This is a genomic window from Bacillus sp. JJ783, assembly GCF_036963225.1.
Lineage (GTDB): Bacteria > Bacillota > Bacilli > Bacillales > Bacillaceae_G > Bacillus_A > Bacillus_A cereus_U.
The window spans coordinates 1-18,746 of record NZ_JBALMG010000151.1 but is presented as its reverse complement, the minus strand read 5'-3'; the positions used below and the strand labels follow the sequence as shown (position 1 = coordinate 18,746).

The following is an 18,746-nucleotide window of genomic DNA, read 5'->3' as shown; positions in this document are numbered from 1 at the left end:
TTAATCAAACTTTTTTCTAAATTAACATAAATACTTGCAACATTTAAATTAGTACTATATAGTTCTAGTTATGACAAAGGTAAAATTAATGAATCAAAAACGTGTGATTGAAGTAGCTGCAACATTATTTTTAGAAAAAGGGTTTGCTTATACAAGTATGGATGAATTAGTACGTGTAAGCAAAGTTTCAAAGTCTAATGTGTATTATCACTTTTCTAATAAGGAAGAATTATTAGAAGGGGTCGTTGATTATTGGATTGAAATGTATCAATCTGCAATTGATGACGTACTTTCTCAGAACCAATTTTTAGTTGAAGATCGTATCCAACTGTTTTTAAAGCAATTATCACAAGGAGTTCAGTCGAGAGAGTATAAGGGGAGCTGTCCATTTATTACTCTTTATATTCAAAGTCCTACACAGGCCACGCAAATAAAAGAAAAAATAGGTCTTTTTTTTACAGAATTACAAAAGAAAGTTTCTCTATTACTTAAACAAGGGTTAGAGAATGGAGAATTCAGAAATACGATTAATATTGATGAGGTTGCATCACTTTTTATTACAAATCTTGAAGGAGCGTTATTTATTTCAGAAACATTGAAGGATGCAACTGTAATCACGAAAACAGCAGATCATTTATTTAACTTGCTTCGATAAAAGAAGCTTTTTTTTTACATCGAATTAGTACTGAATAGTACTAAAAGGGGATTTTATATGAGAACAGTATTTTTAATTGGTGGAACAGGCTTTATTGGAAAGCAATTAGTGAAAGAATTAGCTAAAGAGGATGTTAAAATTCTTCTTTTAGTGAGGTCGAAAAGTAAAGCAACACGCATTTTACAAGAAAGAGGCATCTTAAAAAAGGCAGTTATGCACTTTATTGAAGGTGATTTGACGGAAATAGATTTAGGTCTAAGTGCTGAAGATAAGGAGAGGATATTGAAAACGGATGTGATTATTCACGCAGGAGGCCCCATGGATATTCAAGTGACAAGTAAAGAGGCAGCTTCCGTATTTTTAAATGGCGCCAAACATATTAGTGAATTAGCTAAAAGTATTCATCAATTGAAGGGCTTGCAACAATTTATTCATGTTGTAGGTTATATGAGTCCCTTTGATGATAAAAATAGCAAGATTGCAATTGATGTGTTTAAAGAAGGAAACAATTATTTGAAAATAAAAAATCCATATGAGAGAACAAAATTTTTAGCAGATCTTTATATCCGTCACCAGGCATCAGCAGTAGGTTATCCGCTTTCTGTAATTAATCCGCCAACTGTAGTCGGTAGTAGTAAAACAGGGAGTACAGAGCAGATAGCAGGATTAGGTTTGCTTGTGATGAGTATGCGAAGAGGGCTCATGCCAGTGATTCCTGGAGGTAAGGGATATAGGTTACCACTTATTTCAAACGATGAGCTTGCGAAGTTTATTGTGCAGGTTTTCAGATTGGAGCAACCGACTATTCAAACATATACACTTGTTGAAGACAAACAGCACGATCAGAACATTGCTGAATTATTAAGTATTATGTCGGAAAGTATGAATATGAGGGCACCAAAAATCTCTGTCCCAATGCCACTTATGAAAGCAATTTTGAATAGTGGAGTAAGTAAAATAACAAAAATTCCTTCTGATGGACTGAATTTTATTACAAAACGAAAATTTTCAAATGTTTCAGCGAAAAAAATTATGGGAGGAGATTGGTTTAAGAAGACGAGTGTAATGAAATTTTTCCCTGCCGTAGTAGCTGATCTGGATTATCGAATGATGTATCAAAATGGCCAGCATAATCATTTATTTAAACGAACATTATGCGATAACACTACCCTTTACCAATTACAAGGAGAGGGTAAACCGTTTATTTTATTACATGGTTTATTGAGTGATGGAGAGGATTTATTTCCTTTAGCACAAGAGCTTCATGAAAAAACTGGTCAACCTGTATGGATCTTGGATCTTCCAGGTTTGGGACGTTCTCCTTTTAAACAAGAGAAAAATCTTCTAGATATCTATTTGAATGTAGTGAAAAAGTTATTGGAGAAAGCTACTAATGGTGCACATCTAATTGGCCATTCATTCGGTGCGTTTATTCTTCTGGAAGCATTGGTACAAAAGTATATAGATAAGAAGTATTCAATCACTTTACTTCAGCCACCTGTTGCTAAAAAAAATGCTAAATCGCTAAATGTTCCTCAATTTATGAACAAATGGACATTAAAATTGGCAACTACTAATTTGATAGGGCGTTATTTATTAAGTAATGGTTTGTTTGAAAGTACGGAGAGCATCCCTGAACATTATATTGAAAAAATAAGTAAAAGTTTTACTTCTCCTAGAATTTTAAATACTACGGTTCAGCTTAACAGTTTACTACTGAAAAACGATCAAGGTGATTTCAATGAAGTAACAATGTATAATCTTCACATTATTTGGGGGGATTATGACAGAGGCTATTCTGCTCCATTGCATCTTGGTAAGGTTGATTTTGTTCCATATGGCCATCATTTTCCTCTTAGCCATCCGAGTGAAACGGCAACATTAGTAATAAAAAATAGTAATACTAGCAGATGAGAGTGTGGGATAAATAAAAAGTGTGTAGTAAGATCGTTGTGTCTTTGAAATAAAATCGTACTGTTTGGGGTCCCACCCTATGCCCATCAACTTAAAGATTTTATAACACCCCAAAACGAAAAAATGAGATTTTTATTACAAGTAAGCACAATTTTTCGTTCTGGGGGTAGTTGTATTTTCTTAGCTTGATGGTGATGTGGCGGTACCCCATGAATTAAGCTAAATTCCCCATTTCGGGGATTTGGGAAAAAACACCCTATATTATTTTGACGTTTGATGATTAGACATAAATTTTATAATTTCTTCAGTAGCTTTTTTATATCCTCCAGCATCCCGAAGCGATTTTCCAACTTTACGACTATTTTCCTTAAATGTCACATCATTCATTATTTTTTGTACAGCTTCACGTAACAATTTAGAAGTTAATTCTTTACGATTAAGCCTTATTCCGGCTCCCATTTCTGTTACTCGTTTCGCAACTAAAGGCTGATCTCCTGTCACTGGAATCACAACTAATGGTACATCAAAATATAACGCTTCACTCGAGCTATTCATTCCGCCATGCGTAACAAATATATCCGTGTGTTTCAATACTTCCAATTGCGGAACATAATTATATAATTTAAAGTTAAATGGAATGTTTTCAAACTGGTTTATATTTATTTTTTTACCAACAACCAATATAACGATCGCTTCTATATCTTTAAAAGCCTCAAAGCATTTCTCATATAACCCTGGTTGCTCATTAAAAACTGTTCCCATAGAAATAAAAATAACTTTTTTATTTTTTAAATCTTCAATAGGAAAATCTCCTACTTCTTTACGAGTAGCAATCGATGGACCAACAAATTTATATGATGGATCAAATGTATCAGAATATGGTTGATATTCTTTAGAAGTATATACAATTGTAATATCACCAGGGTGATTCATAATGTCATATAGACTGTTGAATTTCATTCCATATTGTTTTGTCCATCTTTCCATTTCTGTTAGACAAAATTGGTATAATGGATCCGTTTCATCTACTTGTTTTGATTCTTGCGCATCATTAAAAGTAACATATTGGTTAAGAGCAAAAGTTGGACATGAAGCAACGCTAGTTAATTGTAAAATATTGGCTATCATACGTCCTACAGGGAAATGATTATCGTATATCATATAATCATACTTTTCTCCCTTTGTTTCTTCTATAATTTGAGTAGCAATACGTTCTGTTGCTTCCACTATATGAGATAACATTATAATAGGACTACCATCTTCATGTATTCGTTCCATAAAATTAATTTGTGAGAAAAAATTCTCAAAAGATCGAAACTCTGCACCTGTTGTTTCGATCTTTTTTCTATAATCCTCAATACAATATGAAACAACGCTGTCTCCGCGTTGAATTAACTCCCTAACAACAGCTAAAAGTGGATTAACATGACCTTCCCCAAGAAAGTTTATTACAAGTACATTTGCCATAATATTCACTCCATTCAATTTAATTTAATCTCTTTTAATATTAAAATAAAATTGGATTCTGGTGCAAATATTTCTAAGCGAAGTTAAAATACATGGAAAATAAGTTGAAGATGTTGTTACTACTTCATTACAGTTTAAATGCAGAAAAAATTATACTTCTAAAGGTTCTGTTGCAAAGTTTGAAAAAATATAGAGAGGGTGGTTCTGTTGCACATCCATCAACTTAAGGATTTGGTTGTTCTCCAAAATAAAAAAACGAGCTAAATTTACATAAATAACTGTCAAGAGATAAAAATTTCGTTTTGGGGTACATAAAAATATTAGCTTGATAGCGATGGGGTCACCATATCAAAAAAAGAAAATTGTACGTTTAGACACAATTTGGACACAAATTAAGATGTTTGGTGTACGCTAAGACTATTTTCCAGCTAAATAGGAACTATTTGGCACTGGAAATTCGATGTTTTCTAAAATATCAACTGGAATATTATTTTCACTAATGGGAAAAGTGACTTAAAGGTTTGTAACGTTTATAAATCTATCAAAAAATATTTACAAACGTTTACTAAGTGCATATCACCTTTATAAACTTCTTAGCGTACAATTTTCTTAAAATGATATGGTGACCCCATCAAGCAAAGAAGAGCAAATACCCCAAATAACTTAATGGCAGTTTAGTTTAATAAGAATCAATGGTAAAATGATGAGAATTAATTATGCTATGGGGCTGGTCAGTTGTAATTTTATAAAGGAGTTGTGAGAAGTTGAAATATCGCAAAGCAAATATCGATGATATTGATAAATTGGTCGAGTTAAGAAAAAAGCAATTAGTTGATGAGGGGATAGAACCTAATATAGATATTGGTAGAGAACTATATGCTTTCTTTAAAAATAAACTAAGTGAAGGTACTTTAATTCAATGGCTAGTGGAAGATAATGAAGAAACTATAGCTTGTGGTGCAGTAATTTTTTATGAATTTCCACCTTGTTACACCAATAAGACTGGAAAAAAGGCTTATATCACAAATATGTATACTAATGAAAATTATCGTGGGCAAGGAATCGCAACAAAGCTGTTAACTAAATTAGTTGATGAAGTTAAGATTTCAGGTATTTCACAAATATGGCTTGGGGCTTCAAAAATGGGTAGACCAGTGTATAAGAAGTTTGGTTTTATGGAAACTGATGAATTTCTAGAATTAGGGTGTTTTTGCCCATCCACCGAAAAAGGGGAATAAGACAAGATATTCCAATGTGGAAAAGTAACTCTAAAATCAACCTTTATTGTATATTTTGGAGTTACTTGACGTTTACTTTTCTACGGAAAGGTGAGAAGGAGTTTATTTCTAATAAGCGAAATATTATATTGTATTGTTTTATCCTAAATTATTTGTAAAGGTGGATACATAATGACAGTAAAGAAGCTTTATTTCCTCCCAGCAGGTCGTTGTATGTTGGATCATTCTTCAGTTAATAGTACACTTACACCGGGTAAACTACTAAACTTACCTGTTTGGTGTTATCTTTTGGAGACAGAAGAGGGACTTATTTTAGTAGATACAGGTATGCCAGAAAGTGCGCTTAATAATGAGAATCTTTTTAAAGGTACATTTGTTGAAGGACAAGTTTTACCTAAAATGAATGAGAACGATAGGATCGTAAATATTTTAAAGCGTGCCGGATATGAGCCAGAAGATATTCTTTATATCATTAGTTCTCACTTGCATTTTGATCATGCAGGAGGAAATGGCGTTTTTACAAATACACCAATTATTGTACAGCGTGCTGAATATGAGGTAGCACTCCACAGAGAGGAATATTTGAAAGAATGTATATTGCCGAATTTAAACTATAAAATCATTGAAGGGGATTATGAAGTAGTGCCAGGTGTGCAATTAATATATACACCGGGACATACGCCAGGGCATCAGTCATTATTAATTGAGACGGAAAAATCAGGTCCAGTGTTACTAACTATTGATGCATCATATACGAAAGAAAACTTTGAAGATGAAGTACCGTTTGCTGGATTTGATTCGGATTTAGCTTTATCTTCAATAAAACGTTTAAAAGATGTTGTTAGGAAAGAAAATCCGATTATTTTCTTTGGACATGATATGGAGCAAGAAAAGGGCTGTAAAGTGTTCCCAGATTATTTGTGATATAGCACATAAAAAGTCATGGGCTCGTTAGCTCATGACTTTTTGTTTTGGGGTGTTATAAAATTCTTAAGTTGATGGATGTGGGGTAGCACCACATGCCCATCAACTTAAGAGTGTAAACAAACTGAACTTTCGTTCAGCCGGGTTAAAACATTCTTAAAATAGAAGTATATTCTTAAAAATACGCATACCAAATAAACCTTGCTATGTCCCCAATTCATAAACTTTAATGATACAATATAAGAGGAATTTTAAATTAATTCAGAAAACAGAGGGGGAAACAACTATGTCACGTTTACAGCAACATTTTGAAGAAAGAAGAGAATACATTTTCAATCGGCTTAAACAACCAGAATACATGGAAAGAAGCATAGAAAAAGTTCGACAAGCTCAAAAAGAGATCAAAAATACAGTGCGAACGATTAAAGACTTGTTACTCTTAGACAAAACAACTGATCCTTGTTTACCAGAGGTTGCTCAATTTTCTCTTCAACACATTATAAATTCAGAGTCGTTTGAGAATGTCAAAAACCTCGTTCCATCCTCTATAAAAAAGTTAAGTGAAGAAGAACGCGCAAAAGTGTTAGATGAAATATTAAGCGTTGCAAATCAAATCATGAATCTAGAACGTACTGTTTTTATCATGATGTTTAATGCAAAAGAGAAAATCCTCATGGATTCTTATAAGAAAAAGCGTAGATCACAAACAGAACTTCATTATGATGTTGCTGACAAAGAAGGGTTCGACAAGGCTTTTTATGAAGAGCGTATTGATTCATTACAAAATGATATTCGTGTGCTATCTTTCAAAAAGCTATGTGAAAATGAACCCGGACCAGAAGACTTAGAACTATTCAAAGAACGCTATGAAACATTTATTTTACCAAAGATACAGGAAATTGTTTCCCTAATCGAACCAAGTCTAATAGGTGTAGACGTATTTTTAAATCCAGTAATCCAGTACGGTGTAGGAGAAATCACTTTAGATAAAATGATTCAAGAATTACAAGAAAACCTTTCTTTATTTCACAAATTATCACAGGTTGAATATTGCCCAACGGTTGAGCTAACAGTAAAAGAATATTTATTCTTAGAAGCTATGAACCGTTCTAAAAAAGGAGAGGAGTTGCAACCATCTAAATGATACATACACAAGAAAATTTTTATGAGAAGTTAATAGAAGAGAAGAAAGAAGTGACGATTTTTCTAATAAATGGTGTCAGAGTACCTGGAAAAATTATCGCTGTTGATAAATTTTCGGTACTAGTTTTAAGCAATGGAAAGCAACAGTTCCTTTATAAACAAGCAATTTCAACAGTTTCTTTATAAATACAAAAACAAAGTACCATAACAAATAGTAAATATCGTTTATTGTACCCCAATATCAGAAATTAAGAGAATTGAATACAGATAAAAATATTTCTTAACGTACAATTTTCTTTTTTCGGTGTTCCGTTAAAAAAATGTATTAGACTGAACTTTATTGATACCATCATATTCTTCTTCCTTTCTTCACCTTAACTCATAAAAGAAAGATTTAGATTCACCCTTATATGTCATGAATGGTGAATGGGTTGTATTAAAATAAAGTATTAGACCAAATAGAGGATATGCGATTTTTATACGGAAAGTATGAACAATTCAGAGAAATCATTCTTAATAAAAAAGGTATGTATACATTTTTGTATAAAGCTCTCAAAAGAGAAAAAGGCTTAATCCTTGTAAAAAATGGGATTAGCCTCTTTGTTTACTACGTATAATGATATGTTATGTAAATCTCACATGAATATGATACACAACATTGTATTTTACGGACAGTTTAACTTATGTGAAACAGAATTAAATATAATTCTAATAAAGGAGGAAATCATGAGAAATTTTATTATATTTGGAGCAAGCAAAGGATTAGGAGATGCTTTTGTGAAAGGATTACCTGATAGAGGCGATAAGGTGTGGATCGTCTCCAGAAGTCGCCCAGAGAGTTTGAAAATTAATGATGGAGTCCATAGAATTTGGATAGATGCTGATTTATCATTACCTACTTCATGTGATAAGATTGCGCGTTTTTTAAATGACGATATCATAGATGTATTAATATATAATGTCGGAATATGGGAGAGAAATGGATTTAGAGATGATTATAATTTTGAGAAAGATGATCCCCAGGAAATTGCAGAAATTATCAATGTTAATGTAATCTCCACAATTACTTGTATACAAAGGTTGTTGCCTAATCTAAAAAAATCAGAAAATGGGAAAATTTTACTGATAGGTTCAACAGCTGGTCTAGAAAATACTGATTTTACGCAAGTTTCATTTGTGGCTTCAAAATTTGGATTGCGCGGTATCGGCAATTCTTTACGGGAGCATCTAAAGAAGTGTGGCATAGGTGTAACATGTATCAATCCAGGTGAAATAGCTACACAAATTCCTTATGAAGACGGTATAGAAAAAGTTATATCGACTTATAATGGCACACAAATTCCACTTCAAGATATTGTTTTATTGGTTAGATGTGTAATTAATCTTTCTAAGGCTTCTTGTGTAAAAGAAATTAATATTCCAGCGATGTTTGAAACAAAAGTCTAATTAATCAGTTGAATTTCTTAAAGATCAGATACTTAACTACCGATAACACTAATTATGTGAATGGAAAATCCCTTCAATTCTTCTGAAAGGACTTTTAAAGGTTTTGCGATACTTTGATTTTATGTTAACAAAAGGTGCTTTCATGTATAGAAAACACCTTTTCAGTCTACAACTATTTTTTAACAGTCTAATACTTTTTTCTATAGTCTAAAACATTTTTTTAATAGGACATTCGGTAGTGTGACCCCTTATTTACATAATTATCGTTATTGGAAGTTATTGAAAAACCCTCTTGTTCAGAGAGGGTTACTGTTTTAGCCTCTTGATTTGTAAATCTTGTCTGCTCTATTTACGCTAAGGAACGTCAGAACGGTTGTAAGAACAATAAGTACTATCCAATAGTCGCTTCCTTTTACAGCGAAAACAACTGATAGTATTGCTAGCAATATTGCAATTACGAAACCCGACATGGTTTTTGAATCTCTTAACACTACCCAATTCATTTCCTCTCCTCCTTTTCCTAATTGTACCATTCAAGGATAACAATTTGTTTAGATTTTCGGATGTATATGGTATTCATGTGAAGTTAACATAACGTCTCATTATCGGTAGCAAAGAAAAAGGCGAATCCCTAACTTCCATAAGGGATTCGCCTTTTTTTCTTTTTATCAATCTATGCAATTTTTTATACATTCCTATCATAGTGTGGGGTTTTCGGATTCTCGTTTGTTATTGGATTAGCCAAAAAGCTGTATAAAATCTTGCATGCTCTTAGCGTGGGTTTTTTCCGAAATGCTGGCGGTACCCCGTAACAGAACCTTCTTATTCCTAAACTACGCATATTATTTGTAGGATTTTATTCTTTTTTGTCGAATATACTTAATATAAGGAGGGACATTACATGATTATGAAAGACTATTTCATCAATCTTTCTATTTTTACTTTACTAGTTAGCGCAGCAATATTTATTCAAGTATTTGTAATTAATTCCAAGAGATATTTTGAAAAATTCTATGGAGGAATTATCGCAGTTACTTTGATGTTCTTTTCTTTTCCGTACATGGGATTTTCCTACGATCTTCGAGTTGTTCCTCTTATTCTATCTTTTATTTACTTTGGTCGTATTGCTGGTTGGATTACGTTAATTAGCATTATTATAATGCGCATCTTTTACCTTGGTGGGTATTGGGGGCCACCTGTGATTGCTTATTTAGTTATGGGTATTCTATTTACTATTTTTAAAACATATTTCAAAAGTCTTCATCCTTTTAAAAGTGCACTTCTATATTTTTCTGTTTTTGTGGGTGTGAAGTGGTTAGTAAGTAAATTTTTTATAACTACAGTGCTTTACACTCAAGGCTTATTATATATAGCTTTAGGACTTTTAATCGGGCTATTTCTTATGGAAGCTTACCAGAGATTGCATTATTTAACACAGGACTTATCTAAAATGAATCGAAAATTAAAAAAATCGAAGCAAGAACTCAAAGATACCGTACATGAGCTTCAGGGGGGGATCTTTAAATTTAAAAAAGTGGGTAAACATTTTATACACACCTTGTGTGAAGGACAGTTTTATTATCACAACGGAATTTATTCTGAACAGGTGGTAGGAAAAAGCTTACGCACCATAGATGCTTCTATTATTCCTTCCCATTTAGTTCCCCAATTAATGAAGTATTATCTTCAGGCATGGGAAGGGAAAGAAATTATATTTGAAATACCCTGGCCAAATGATAAAAATGTTATTCTCATTGCACTTAGGCCAATCAAACGAAAGGAACAAGTTATTGAAGTGGTTGGTTCTATAGTCGATATAACGGAAAGGAAAAAGGTAGAATCAGAATTAAGAGCCACTAAAGAATTATTAGAATCATTTGTAAATCATAACGTAGATGCTATCATCATATCTGATCGAGAAGGACATATATTACAAGCTAATAAAGCTTATGAAAAAATATTTGGTAGGTCATTACAAGAAATCATAGGTGAAAAATTGCCTGGTGTACCTGATTTTTTAATAGATGAATCATTGAGTAATATTCAAAGAATTTTGTCAGGCGAATCCACAATTACTAGATTAGAAACAGTTAGACAACGAAAAGATGGAAGTTTTGTTGATGTAAGTCTGACAGTTTCACTTATTCTAGATGTAAGGGGAAATGTGATAGCTTTATCAGCAATATATAGAGACATTTCCGAAAGAAAACAAGCAGAAAGAGAACGGAATAGATTACATCAACAATTAAGAGATAGTGAAATGAAATATCGTGCACTAATCGAACAAGCAACTGACGCAGTATATGTAGTAGAGCTGAGTGAGGATCATGTTCCAAGTCGATTTATTGAGGTAAACCCTATTGGGTGTAAAAGATTTGGATATAGTAGAGAAGAGCTGCTATCGTTGCCATTTCCAAATGTTGTACCACAAGATTCTCCAATAATCGTAAGGTTACTAGAAAAAATTAGAGAGGGACAAACTTCCTTCACTTTGCAAGATGAATATGTTTTTCCAACAGGAAAAACAGTAACAATCGAGTTTAGTGTCCGTGTTTTTAACTTGAATGGAAAAAAAGTTTTCTTAAGTATCTCTCGTGATATCACGGAACGGTTAAAAACAGAAGAATTATTACGGAAATCTGAAAAACTTGCTGTCGTAGGACAATTAGCGACTGCAATAGCTCATGAAATTAATAATCCATTAACCGCAATGAAAGGGTTTATGCAATTACTAAAATCAACGGAAAATGAGAAAAATCAGAGGTATATAAATATAGTATCATCAGAGATTGAACGTATAGAAAGTATTACAAATGAATTTATGGCAGTAGCCAAACCGCAGGTGGTAAAGATACAACCTAATGATGTTAGTGTGCTAATTGACCAAGTTTTAATTTTACTTCAACCTCAAGCAATGATGAATAATATACAAATCAGAACCGATTTTACAACTGGCTTTCCATTGATACCTTGTGAAGGAAATCAATTAAAACAAGTATTTGTTAATGTTTTAAAAAATGCAATTGAATCCATGCCAAGGGGAGGGGAAATTCTGATTCAAATCGATAAACTGAATAATGATCAAATAGGGATTCGTTTTATCGATCAAGGATGTGGGATTCCCGAAGAGCGTATACCATATCTCGGAGAACCTTTTTATAGTATTAAAGAAGAGGGGATTGGTTTAGGATTAATGATTTGTTATAAAATTATTGAAACACATCAAGGAAAGATAAGTGTTCAGAGTGAAGTGAATAAAGGAACAATAGTTGAAGTCACTCTCCCTATTTGTTCACTTCAAAATTAATACATACCGTTATTAAAACTTTCTAAAGAACCTTACCAAAATGAAATATTGTTGTCACCTAATGAAATAGTAAAGATTTTTAAAAGAATTTATACTTCAAAGTGTTCATAAAAACAAAACAAATACACAATAGAATCGAATTGAAAGGTGAATAAACACAATCGTTTTTTTGCCTAAGCAAAACAAGAGATCAGAAGGTGTTCACGAATAATAAAGTTGTTTGAATATTCTCCCAAAAACATCCATTCGCTTATAATTAAAATAAGCGAACGGATGTTTTTTATTTTGGAGGGGTATGAATTGGAAATCTTAGTTAAGAATATGGAGTTTTCGAACCTTGATAAAAGAATTGCACATTTAACGAAAGAACAAATAGTTGATCTTATGCAAAAGTATCATGAAGGAGAAAAAGTAGCGGAAATTTTAGACGAATACAAAGTTAAAATTAATGTTTCTCAGTTGTATTCATTATTTCCTCCAATAATTACTAATGAAGAATGTGTTCATGTGGGTTTGAAATAAAGTTATACCGTTTTTAATAAAGTTGCATCGTTTCACCCCTTTGGATATGATTATCCAAAGGGGTGTTTTAATTGAAAAATAAATCTATTCCATTAAGAAATAGAACTCAAACTCATGCAAAGCCTTTAATTAGAAAAGCGATACTTTGCATGGGGAAAAATATTTAATCGCTAGATAATATTTCTAATATTTTGGCTTTGCACCTTATTTATGTTAAATCGAAATAAGGATCGAGCAAATTTGAATTATATAAATGCTACAAAAGTATTACCAAAAGAGCTATTGGCAGAAGTTCAAAAATATATACAAGGGGAAACTTTATATATTCCAATACAACAAACCACTCGAAAAAAATGGGGTTCTGTTAGTGGTATACAAAAGCAACTGAATCATCGAAATCAAAACATTCGAGAAAACTTTGAGAATGGAATGAACATCCAAGAAATATCCGAAAAGTATTTTTTATCAGTTGAAACAATCAAAAAAATTGTTTATGCAAAAAAAGAAATAAAATAATTGATATGGCTAGTCTAGGTAATTATTAAAATAATACACCAGATAGCCTTTTTGTTTTTTTAAAATCTAAAATATGATGTCTAATTACAAATCAGTATGGGTAAAAAGTATTGTTAGGTATTAAATGTTTCATTACTATTCTTTATCTATCTTTACTAATAATTATGATGTAATCTTAAAAACAAGTAATGATTGTTCAGTGTTTGAATAAATAATTTATGGAGGAAGAAACATGAAGATATTAGAGCTACCAATTGAATTTGAATTTAATGGACAAAAAAATTACATTTATCCTAGCTTAATTATATTGAATAATGAATTAACCTTGGTCGATACAGGGTATGCAAATTTTTTAACTTTAATTGAAAATGAAATTTTAAAAAATGGATATGAAATGAAGAATTTAAAGAATATAATCATAACTCACTATGATGATGATCATATAGGTTCCTTATATGATTTCAAAGAAAAGTATCCTTGGATTAACATTATAGCTAGTGAAATTGAATCAAAATACATTAGTGGTGAAATGAAGTCAGAGAGATTGGTTCAAGCCGAAAAAATGCTAGAAAATATGCCAAATGAAGAAATCGAATTTGGTAAATGGTTTATACAGCAATTAATGAATTTGAAGCATGTTTCAATTGATGAAAAGGTACATGATGGTGATATGATTCTAGATAACAAATGTAGAGTAGTAGCAACACCAGGGCATACTTCAGGGCATATTTCATTATATTTTCCAAGTTTAAAAAGTGTAATTACAGGTGATGCAACTGTTCATGAGAATCATGAATTAGCCATTGCTAATACACACTTTTGTTTAAATGTTGAGAAAGCAGAACAGTCTTTGAGAAAGGTTAAAAATCTTAAAGCTGAAGCTTACTATTGTTATCATGGTGGGAAATTTTCTTTATAATTGGGGGCTAAACATAAAAGCTCTCGAATTAAACAGCTTTATTATTCATTTTTATAACAATAATTGTGAATACAATTGAAAATTAAATAACTTTATTATCTCTACACATCTAGCTCCCAATTGTGTCTTCTTACGGTTTAAAATTTTTACTTTGCCCCCTGGTTACAGTAACGCTGGTACTGGGCCTGTTTAGAAAGAATAACCTTTTTTTACACTTGGGGGTAGTGAGGATTCTTAAGTTGATGGGCATGGGGTACCGCCACATCGCCATCAAGCTAAGATTTTAAAGTACCCCCTAAACAAAAATTTGTGTTTTTTATAGCACCGAAGTTCATTTTTATCGTTTTAGGGGCAACCTGTTCTGTAAGTTGATGGACGTGTGGTTGGACCTCTACATGGAATCCTACTGTCTTTGTTTTGATTTAGAAATTTCTAAATTAACTTTCTTTTTATTTGAAATTGTAATACAATTGAGTTAAATAAATTTAACTGGTTAAAAAAAGGATGATGCATAATGAAACAAAAAGCCATTTCCATTATCGAAACATATGAACAATTAAAAGTTATAAGCGATCCATTACGTACAAAAATGCTTATATACTTAGTCGAAAAGCCATATACAGGTCATCAACTTGCTCAGCTTTTAAATCTTTCTCGCGCAAAAATACTCTATCACCTCCGCGAACTAGAAAAACACAACATCATTCAATTAGTAAAAAAAGAAGAACAGGGAGGGAATATTTTAAAGTACTATCAGGCTGTTTCGCGTGGCTTTATTCCTGCAAATCACTTACTTCACTACATTGAATCGCAACAGGCAACAAGACAATCCTATTTAGAAGTATTACATCGTGCACAAACAAGAATATTAACTGCTCCAGATACCTCATTCGATTTAACATCTTCCCATGTTGAAGATTGGCCAAGTATCTCGATGCAAACAGAATTCTCATTAACAGAAGAACAATTTATAAAGTTTTTAAATCAGTATAGAAACCTTGTTAAAGAAACTTTAGCAGCTTCCACAGAAACTGATACTAATAAAAACTTTTATGTTACAATCACAGGTTTTGAAATTGATCAACTGCTCTTTAACGAAGATTTATAATTGATTATTTATGGGGAGGAATATTCTTTGAGTGAGCCGTTTATATCACAACAAGTTCAACCTAAGTATACAAGCATGTCATTATTTAAAAATCGTGCATTCTTATTTCTTTGGTTATCTAGTACCTCTTCTTTTCTTGCCCTTTCAACCTACCTATTTGCAGAGCAATGGTATGTTATTCGAGCTTTAGGTCAGGAATCAGCACTTGGAATTGTCATGATGGTAACTCTAATCCCGCGAGTCCTCCTAATGACTGTTGGAGGTGTATGGGCAGATCGCTTTAAACGTTCAAAAATTATGTTGGTTTCTAGCTTCACGCGTTTTTTACTGGTTTTTGTAATGATTACTTTATTACATTTACATCTATTAAATTTATGGTCGTTACTGTTTTTTGCACTACTATTTGGAATTCTGGATGCTTTCTTTTCACCAGCGAATCAGTCTCTTCTTCCTCTTCTAGTCCCAAAAGAGATGTTAACTCGATCTAATTCCTTTATTCAAACTTCCAATCAAGTTGCAATGTTTGCCGGACCAATGATAGGCGGCTGGATTATTACAGTTAGTTCTTTCTCGGTTTTATTTCTCTTCGTTGCTTGCTTTTTATTAATTACATCCGCTTTCACATTATGTATTAAAGAAAAAAAGCTTTCAATTTCTTCTGAACAAGCATCTGCCAAACAAGAGCTATTATCAGGTTTTCAATATGTATGGAATATGCCTTTTTTAAAATCCATACTTTTCATTTTAATGACAATTAATGTCTTCTTCTTTGGTCCTTTACTTATGGGAATTCCATTATTAGCGAACGAAGTATTACATGGGAAGGCAGTAGAGGTAAGTTTTTTACAAAGCTCTTATCAAGGAGGAATGCTAGGTGGCGCTTTATTAATTGGACTTTTAAATATTAGAAAAAAAAGAGGGCTTTCTATTCTAATACTTATTTCTTTTCTTGGTATTTCACTTTCTTTTCTTGGTCAAATATATGTTTTATGGCAAGGAATCCTTTTACTTGTGATAATGGGTTTCATGTCTTCTATGATTAATGTACCATTGGTTTCTATTATTCAAGAAAACAGTGAAACAGATAAGCTAGGGAGAGTGATGAGCTTCGTAAGTGCCTCTTCGAACGGTTTAGTTCCGCTATCTTATGCTTTTGTATCTATATGCTTAACATTTGGCACTTCTATATCTAACATTCTACTATGTTGTGGCTTACTCATAACTATCTTATCCATTCTTTTTATAACAAAATATAAAATTGTACGTGATACAAATTAACTAAACAGTGCAGTATTTCTAGAAATTAAATGCTGATTCAGGTTAAGCAGGTGGAGCGATGCTATTTATAAATGTACTAAAAATTTTTTCCGCTTTGGGTGTACAGAGGTATCTTATTTTTATTGGAAATAAGTATATTATTCGGTATTAGCATATTGATTTTTAATACCATACATTAAAACTAAAAAATTCATTGTTCCCCAAAACAAAATACCCCCTAAAATGAAAAATACGCTATTCTTTCTGTAGAATCATAGGAAAGGATGGCGTTTTTTATCTCCAAATACCTTACGGGATCTTGCTAGAGATGTTGGTTTTGTGCAACGAACCAGTAAGTACCAAGCAAAAGATTTAGTAGCTTTATGTGTATGGGTGGGCCAAAATATAGCTATGACTTCTTTAACTCAGTTATCTAGCTGTTTAGAAGCATCAACAGAAGTACTCATCAGTCCGGAGGGACTGAATCAACAATAAACAGTAAAGTAACTTTCTTTCACCTGTCTACTATAAGGGGATCATATCACAATACAGAGACCATCTTCTTAAAGTTGCCTAGGCTTTTTTTTAATGTCCTTTACAAAGGGTACATTTTATTTCCTGAAGGGACTTTTATAGATTTCTAGATAGATTGACTACTGATAAGTGGTGTTATGTAAACTTTATTTTTAAAACGAATTGGTTAATTGATTTGGAACATTTTAATAAAATATTGAATACTATGAAACTGTAATCTATAGGTTATTAATCCTTTAATTTAGTAGGAGGTGAATTTAAAATGCCTTTCTCTACTGGTCCTATTGAAAACGTAGGAAATCAACCTACTAATGCAACTAGAGCTAGGGTTAAAATTCTCAATCGTACTGCAGGTCCACTTACTGGGGTAGTTAGATCTTTTAGACTTGACGGTACAAGAACATTAATCGAACAGATAAACTTTAATGTGGCTGCTAATGCTTCTGAATTTATAAATCTCAGTTTAGTTCACTCTACTTTGGGACAAGCACTTCAATATGAAGTTGAAATTGTTCCTAATCAAAACGGTGGTTTATACAGTGTCTACGGAATAGCACCTGGTAATGTTATTATTACTGCACAACGAGTTTTGAATTCAGAACTAACGCAGATTCTTTAGTTTTTAAATAAGGGTGGGTTACCTAAAAAACAACCCACCCTTATTTAATTGTTGATAATCATAGATTAAGTGAATTAGCTATAATTACTTCTTTATTTGTATTGTTTTGAATGTATACTTTTGTTGTGTATTTTGAGGATATCAGGAGATTTGGTGTGAAGTTAATGTTTTCAGGGGTTTGAATGTAAACTAATATTTAAAAGTTTACTTTCATTTTTTCTTGGAAATATTTTAATTAAAAAACTGAAAATTAAAATATTTAAATGTATAATAAAGTAAAGAAGATATTGAAGAAATAAATAGAGAAGAGGGAATATCGTATGACTAGTTTAAAAAATGTTCTTGAGCTTGATTTTGCATATCTTGAAACCTTTACTAGCCGAATAGAGAAATCATGGGGGTCTATATTTTGTAATGAAAGCAACCCATATTATTATGATGCAAATCATGCACATGTAAGTGTAGTAAGTTTAAATCCACAAATGATAGTAGATGAAGTAGTGCATTTCTATAAAACTAAAAATATAGTACCTAGATTTTATATATACAACTTAGATATGCAAGAAAAATTGATTTCTGAATTACAAATAAAGAATTTTGGATTTGAAGAATTAATAAGTCCAGTCCAATTATGGAACAAGAAATTAACTAAAAAAGATAAAAATGAAAAAGTTACTATTGAAAAAGTATCTGAGTTAAATTTTGAAGAAGCTTTAGATATTGAATGTAGTATAAAAGAGTTAGGGGGCGAAGTTAGAAAAAAAGCTTTTCAAGATGAATTCCAACATCCAGCATTCACTCACTATCTACTTAGATACAATGGAGTAGCATGTTCCATCGCTTGTATTTTTGAACATGAAAAACAAACCCGAATGGAAAGTGTAGCTACAATTGAAAAGTTTAGAGGTAAAGGGTTAATAGGCGAACTTATTCACTTTATTCAAAGTGAAGTAATGAATAGAGGACTAGATAATCTTTGGGTGATCCCAATTAACGAAAAAGTAGAAAAAGTGTATGAAAAGTATGGATTTGAAACAGTAGAAAAAATTAAAACGGGACATGCGTTTTTAGAAGGAAAAAGTATTAAAGAAATTCACGAGGGATAGAAAAAATCAATTTATTTTGCTAAAAAAATATTTAGTTAACAAGTGTATTGAAAGTAAACTAATATCTAAAA

17 protein-coding genes and 1 pseudogene are annotated in these 18,746 nt (G+C 31.9%); 16 read left to right on the top strand and 2 right to left on the bottom strand.

The annotated features are described in order from the left end of the window. The first annotated feature begins 88 nt into the window (after positions 1–88). Complete coding sequence (locus V7038_RS25370; RefSeq protein WP_335695817.1) at positions 89–655, top strand: TetR/AcrR family transcriptional regulator; 567 nt, start codon at positions 89–91, stop codon at positions 653–655. Between the two features lie 57 nt (positions 656–712). Continuing rightward, entirely contained in the window at positions 713–2,569 is a 1,857-nt protein-coding gene (locus V7038_RS25365) for an alpha/beta fold hydrolase (protein WP_335695816.1), read from the top strand. Positions 2,570–2,830: 261 nt separating this feature from the next. On the opposite strand, the gene V7038_RS25360 is transcribed toward V7038_RS25365, so the two are convergent. Next, positions 2,831–4,036 (bottom strand): macrolide family glycosyltransferase, encoded by a 1,206-nt coding sequence (locus V7038_RS25360; RefSeq protein WP_335695815.1) that lies wholly within the window; start codon positions 4,034–4,036, stop codon positions 2,831–2,833. A gap of 764 nt (positions 4,037–4,800) precedes the next feature. On the opposite strand from V7038_RS25360, the gene V7038_RS25355 reads away from it, so the two are divergent. The 5 genes from V7038_RS25355 (at position 4,801) to V7038_RS25335 (ending at position 8,787) form a co-directional block, all read left to right on the top strand. Next, positions 4,801–5,274 (top strand): GNAT family N-acetyltransferase, encoded by a 474-nt coding sequence (locus tag V7038_RS25355; protein ID WP_003193530.1) that lies wholly within the window; start codon positions 4,801–4,803, stop codon positions 5,272–5,274. 171 nt (positions 5,275–5,445) lie between these two features. Beyond that, a complete protein-coding gene (aiiA, locus tag V7038_RS25350) occupies positions 5,446–6,198 on the top strand; it encodes a quorum-quenching N-acyl homoserine lactonase AiiA (protein WP_098988483.1) in 753 nt (250 codons plus the stop codon). Positions 6,199–6,484: 286 nt separating this feature from the next. Further along, positions 6,485–7,342: a hypothetical protein gene (locus V7038_RS25345; RefSeq protein WP_098988484.1), complete on the top strand. Its 858-nt coding sequence runs from the start codon at positions 6,485–6,487 to the stop codon at positions 7,340–7,342. Next, positions 7,339–7,527: an RNA chaperone Hfq gene (hfq, locus tag V7038_RS25340; protein ID WP_335695814.1), complete on the top strand. Its 189-nt coding sequence runs from the start codon at positions 7,339–7,341 to the stop codon at positions 7,525–7,527. The genes V7038_RS25345 and hfq overlap by 4 nt, the downstream gene beginning before the upstream one ends. A 540-nt stretch (positions 7,528–8,067) precedes the next feature. Next, positions 8,068–8,787 carry an SDR family NAD(P)-dependent oxidoreductase gene (locus tag V7038_RS25335; protein WP_098311393.1) on the top strand — a complete coding sequence of 240 codons (720 nt, stop codon included), beginning with the start codon at positions 8,068–8,070 and terminating at the stop codon, positions 8,785–8,787. Positions 8,788–9,101: 314 nt separating this feature from the next. Here V7038_RS25335 and V7038_RS25330 read toward each other — a convergent pair whose 3' ends face one another. Continuing rightward, positions 9,102–9,290 (bottom strand): hypothetical protein, encoded by a 189-nt coding sequence (locus tag V7038_RS25330; RefSeq protein WP_098988486.1) that lies wholly within the window; start codon positions 9,288–9,290, stop codon positions 9,102–9,104. A gap of 398 nt (positions 9,291–9,688) precedes the next feature. Here V7038_RS25330 and V7038_RS25325 point away from each other — a divergent pair, with 398 nt between their 5' ends. From V7038_RS25325 to V7038_RS25285, 9 genes and pseudogenes are all read left to right on the top strand, one after another. Beyond that, positions 9,689–12,094: a PAS domain S-box protein gene (locus tag V7038_RS25325; RefSeq protein ID WP_335695813.1), complete on the top strand. Its 2,406-nt coding sequence runs from the start codon at positions 9,689–9,691 to the stop codon at positions 12,092–12,094. 300 nt (positions 12,095–12,394) lie between these two features. Continuing rightward, positions 12,395–12,616, top strand: coding sequence for a hypothetical protein (locus V7038_RS25320; protein ID WP_141558703.1), 222 nt, complete (start codon positions 12,395–12,397; stop codon positions 12,614–12,616). Between the two features lie 240 nt (positions 12,617–12,856). Then, positions 12,857–13,132, top strand: a complete 276-nt coding sequence (locus V7038_RS25315; RefSeq protein ID WP_070138839.1) for a CD3324 family protein — start codon at positions 12,857–12,859, stop codon at positions 13,130–13,132. Positions 13,133–13,364: 232 nt separating this feature from the next. After that, the gene (locus V7038_RS25310; protein WP_002144049.1) at positions 13,365–14,051 is read left to right on the top strand and encodes an MBL fold metallo-hydrolase; all 687 of its coding nucleotides are present in this window, start codon (positions 13,365–13,367) and stop codon (positions 14,049–14,051) included. Positions 14,052–14,565: 514 nt separating this feature from the next. After that, positions 14,566–15,159: an ArsR/SmtB family transcription factor gene (locus V7038_RS25305; protein WP_088099327.1), complete on the top strand. Its 594-nt coding sequence runs from the start codon at positions 14,566–14,568 to the stop codon at positions 15,157–15,159. 27 nt (positions 15,160–15,186) lie between these two features. Next, a complete protein-coding gene (locus V7038_RS25300) occupies positions 15,187–16,437 on the top strand; it encodes an MFS transporter (RefSeq protein ID WP_098988490.1) in 1,251 nt (416 codons plus the stop codon). Positions 16,438–16,707: 270 nt separating this feature from the next. Continuing rightward, positions 16,708–16,908 (top strand): annotated as a pseudogene (locus V7038_RS25295) (IS4 family transposase); the annotation flags it as partial. A 304-nt stretch (positions 16,909–17,212) separates the two neighbouring features. Further along, the gene (locus tag V7038_RS25290) at positions 17,213–17,569 is read left to right on the top strand and encodes a hypothetical protein (protein WP_033728813.1); all 357 of its coding nucleotides are present in this window, start codon (positions 17,213–17,215) and stop codon (positions 17,567–17,569) included. 320 nt (positions 17,570–17,889) lie between these two features. Beyond that, positions 17,890–18,675, top strand: a complete 786-nt coding sequence (locus tag V7038_RS25285) for a GNAT family N-acetyltransferase (RefSeq protein WP_335695812.1) — start codon at positions 17,890–17,892, stop codon at positions 18,673–18,675. Positions 18,676–18,746 lie beyond the last annotated feature (71 nt).

Excerpts from the sequence above, each read along its gene's own strand:
- V7038_RS25370 (WP_335695817.1), top strand. The coding sequence starts at position 89 with ATGAATCAAAAACGTGTGATTGAAGTAGCTGCAACATTATTTTTAGAA.
- V7038_RS25365 (WP_335695816.1), top strand. The coding sequence starts at position 713 with ATGAGAACAGTATTTTTAATTGGTGGAACAGGCTTTATTGGAAAGCAA.
- V7038_RS25360 (WP_335695815.1), bottom strand. The coding sequence starts at position 4,036 with ATGGCAAATGTACTTGTAATAAACTTTCTTGGGGAAGGTCATGTTAAT.
- aiiA (WP_098988483.1), top strand. The coding sequence starts at position 5,446 with ATGACAGTAAAGAAGCTTTATTTCCTCCCAGCAGGTCGTTGTATGTTG.
- V7038_RS25345 (WP_098988484.1), top strand. The coding sequence starts at position 6,485 with ATGTCACGTTTACAGCAACATTTTGAAGAAAGAAGAGAATACATTTTC.
- hfq (WP_335695814.1), top strand. The coding sequence starts at position 7,339 with ATGATACATACACAAGAAAATTTTTATGAGAAGTTAATAGAAGAGAAG.
- V7038_RS25335 (WP_098311393.1), top strand. The coding sequence starts at position 8,068 with ATGAGAAATTTTATTATATTTGGAGCAAGCAAAGGATTAGGAGATGCT.
- V7038_RS25330 (WP_098988486.1), bottom strand. The coding sequence starts at position 9,290 with ATGAATTGGGTAGTGTTAAGAGATTCAAAAACCATGTCGGGTTTCGTA.
- V7038_RS25325 (WP_335695813.1), top strand. The coding sequence starts at position 9,689 with ATGATTATGAAAGACTATTTCATCAATCTTTCTATTTTTACTTTACTA.
- V7038_RS25310 (WP_002144049.1), top strand. The coding sequence starts at position 13,365 with ATGAAGATATTAGAGCTACCAATTGAATTTGAATTTAATGGACAAAAA.
- V7038_RS25305 (WP_088099327.1), top strand. The coding sequence starts at position 14,566 with ATGAAACAAAAAGCCATTTCCATTATCGAAACATATGAACAATTAAAA.
- V7038_RS25290 (WP_033728813.1), top strand. The coding sequence starts at position 17,213 with ATGCCTTTCTCTACTGGTCCTATTGAAAACGTAGGAAATCAACCTACT.
- V7038_RS25285 (WP_335695812.1), top strand. The coding sequence starts at position 17,890 with ATGACTAGTTTAAAAAATGTTCTTGAGCTTGATTTTGCATATCTTGAA.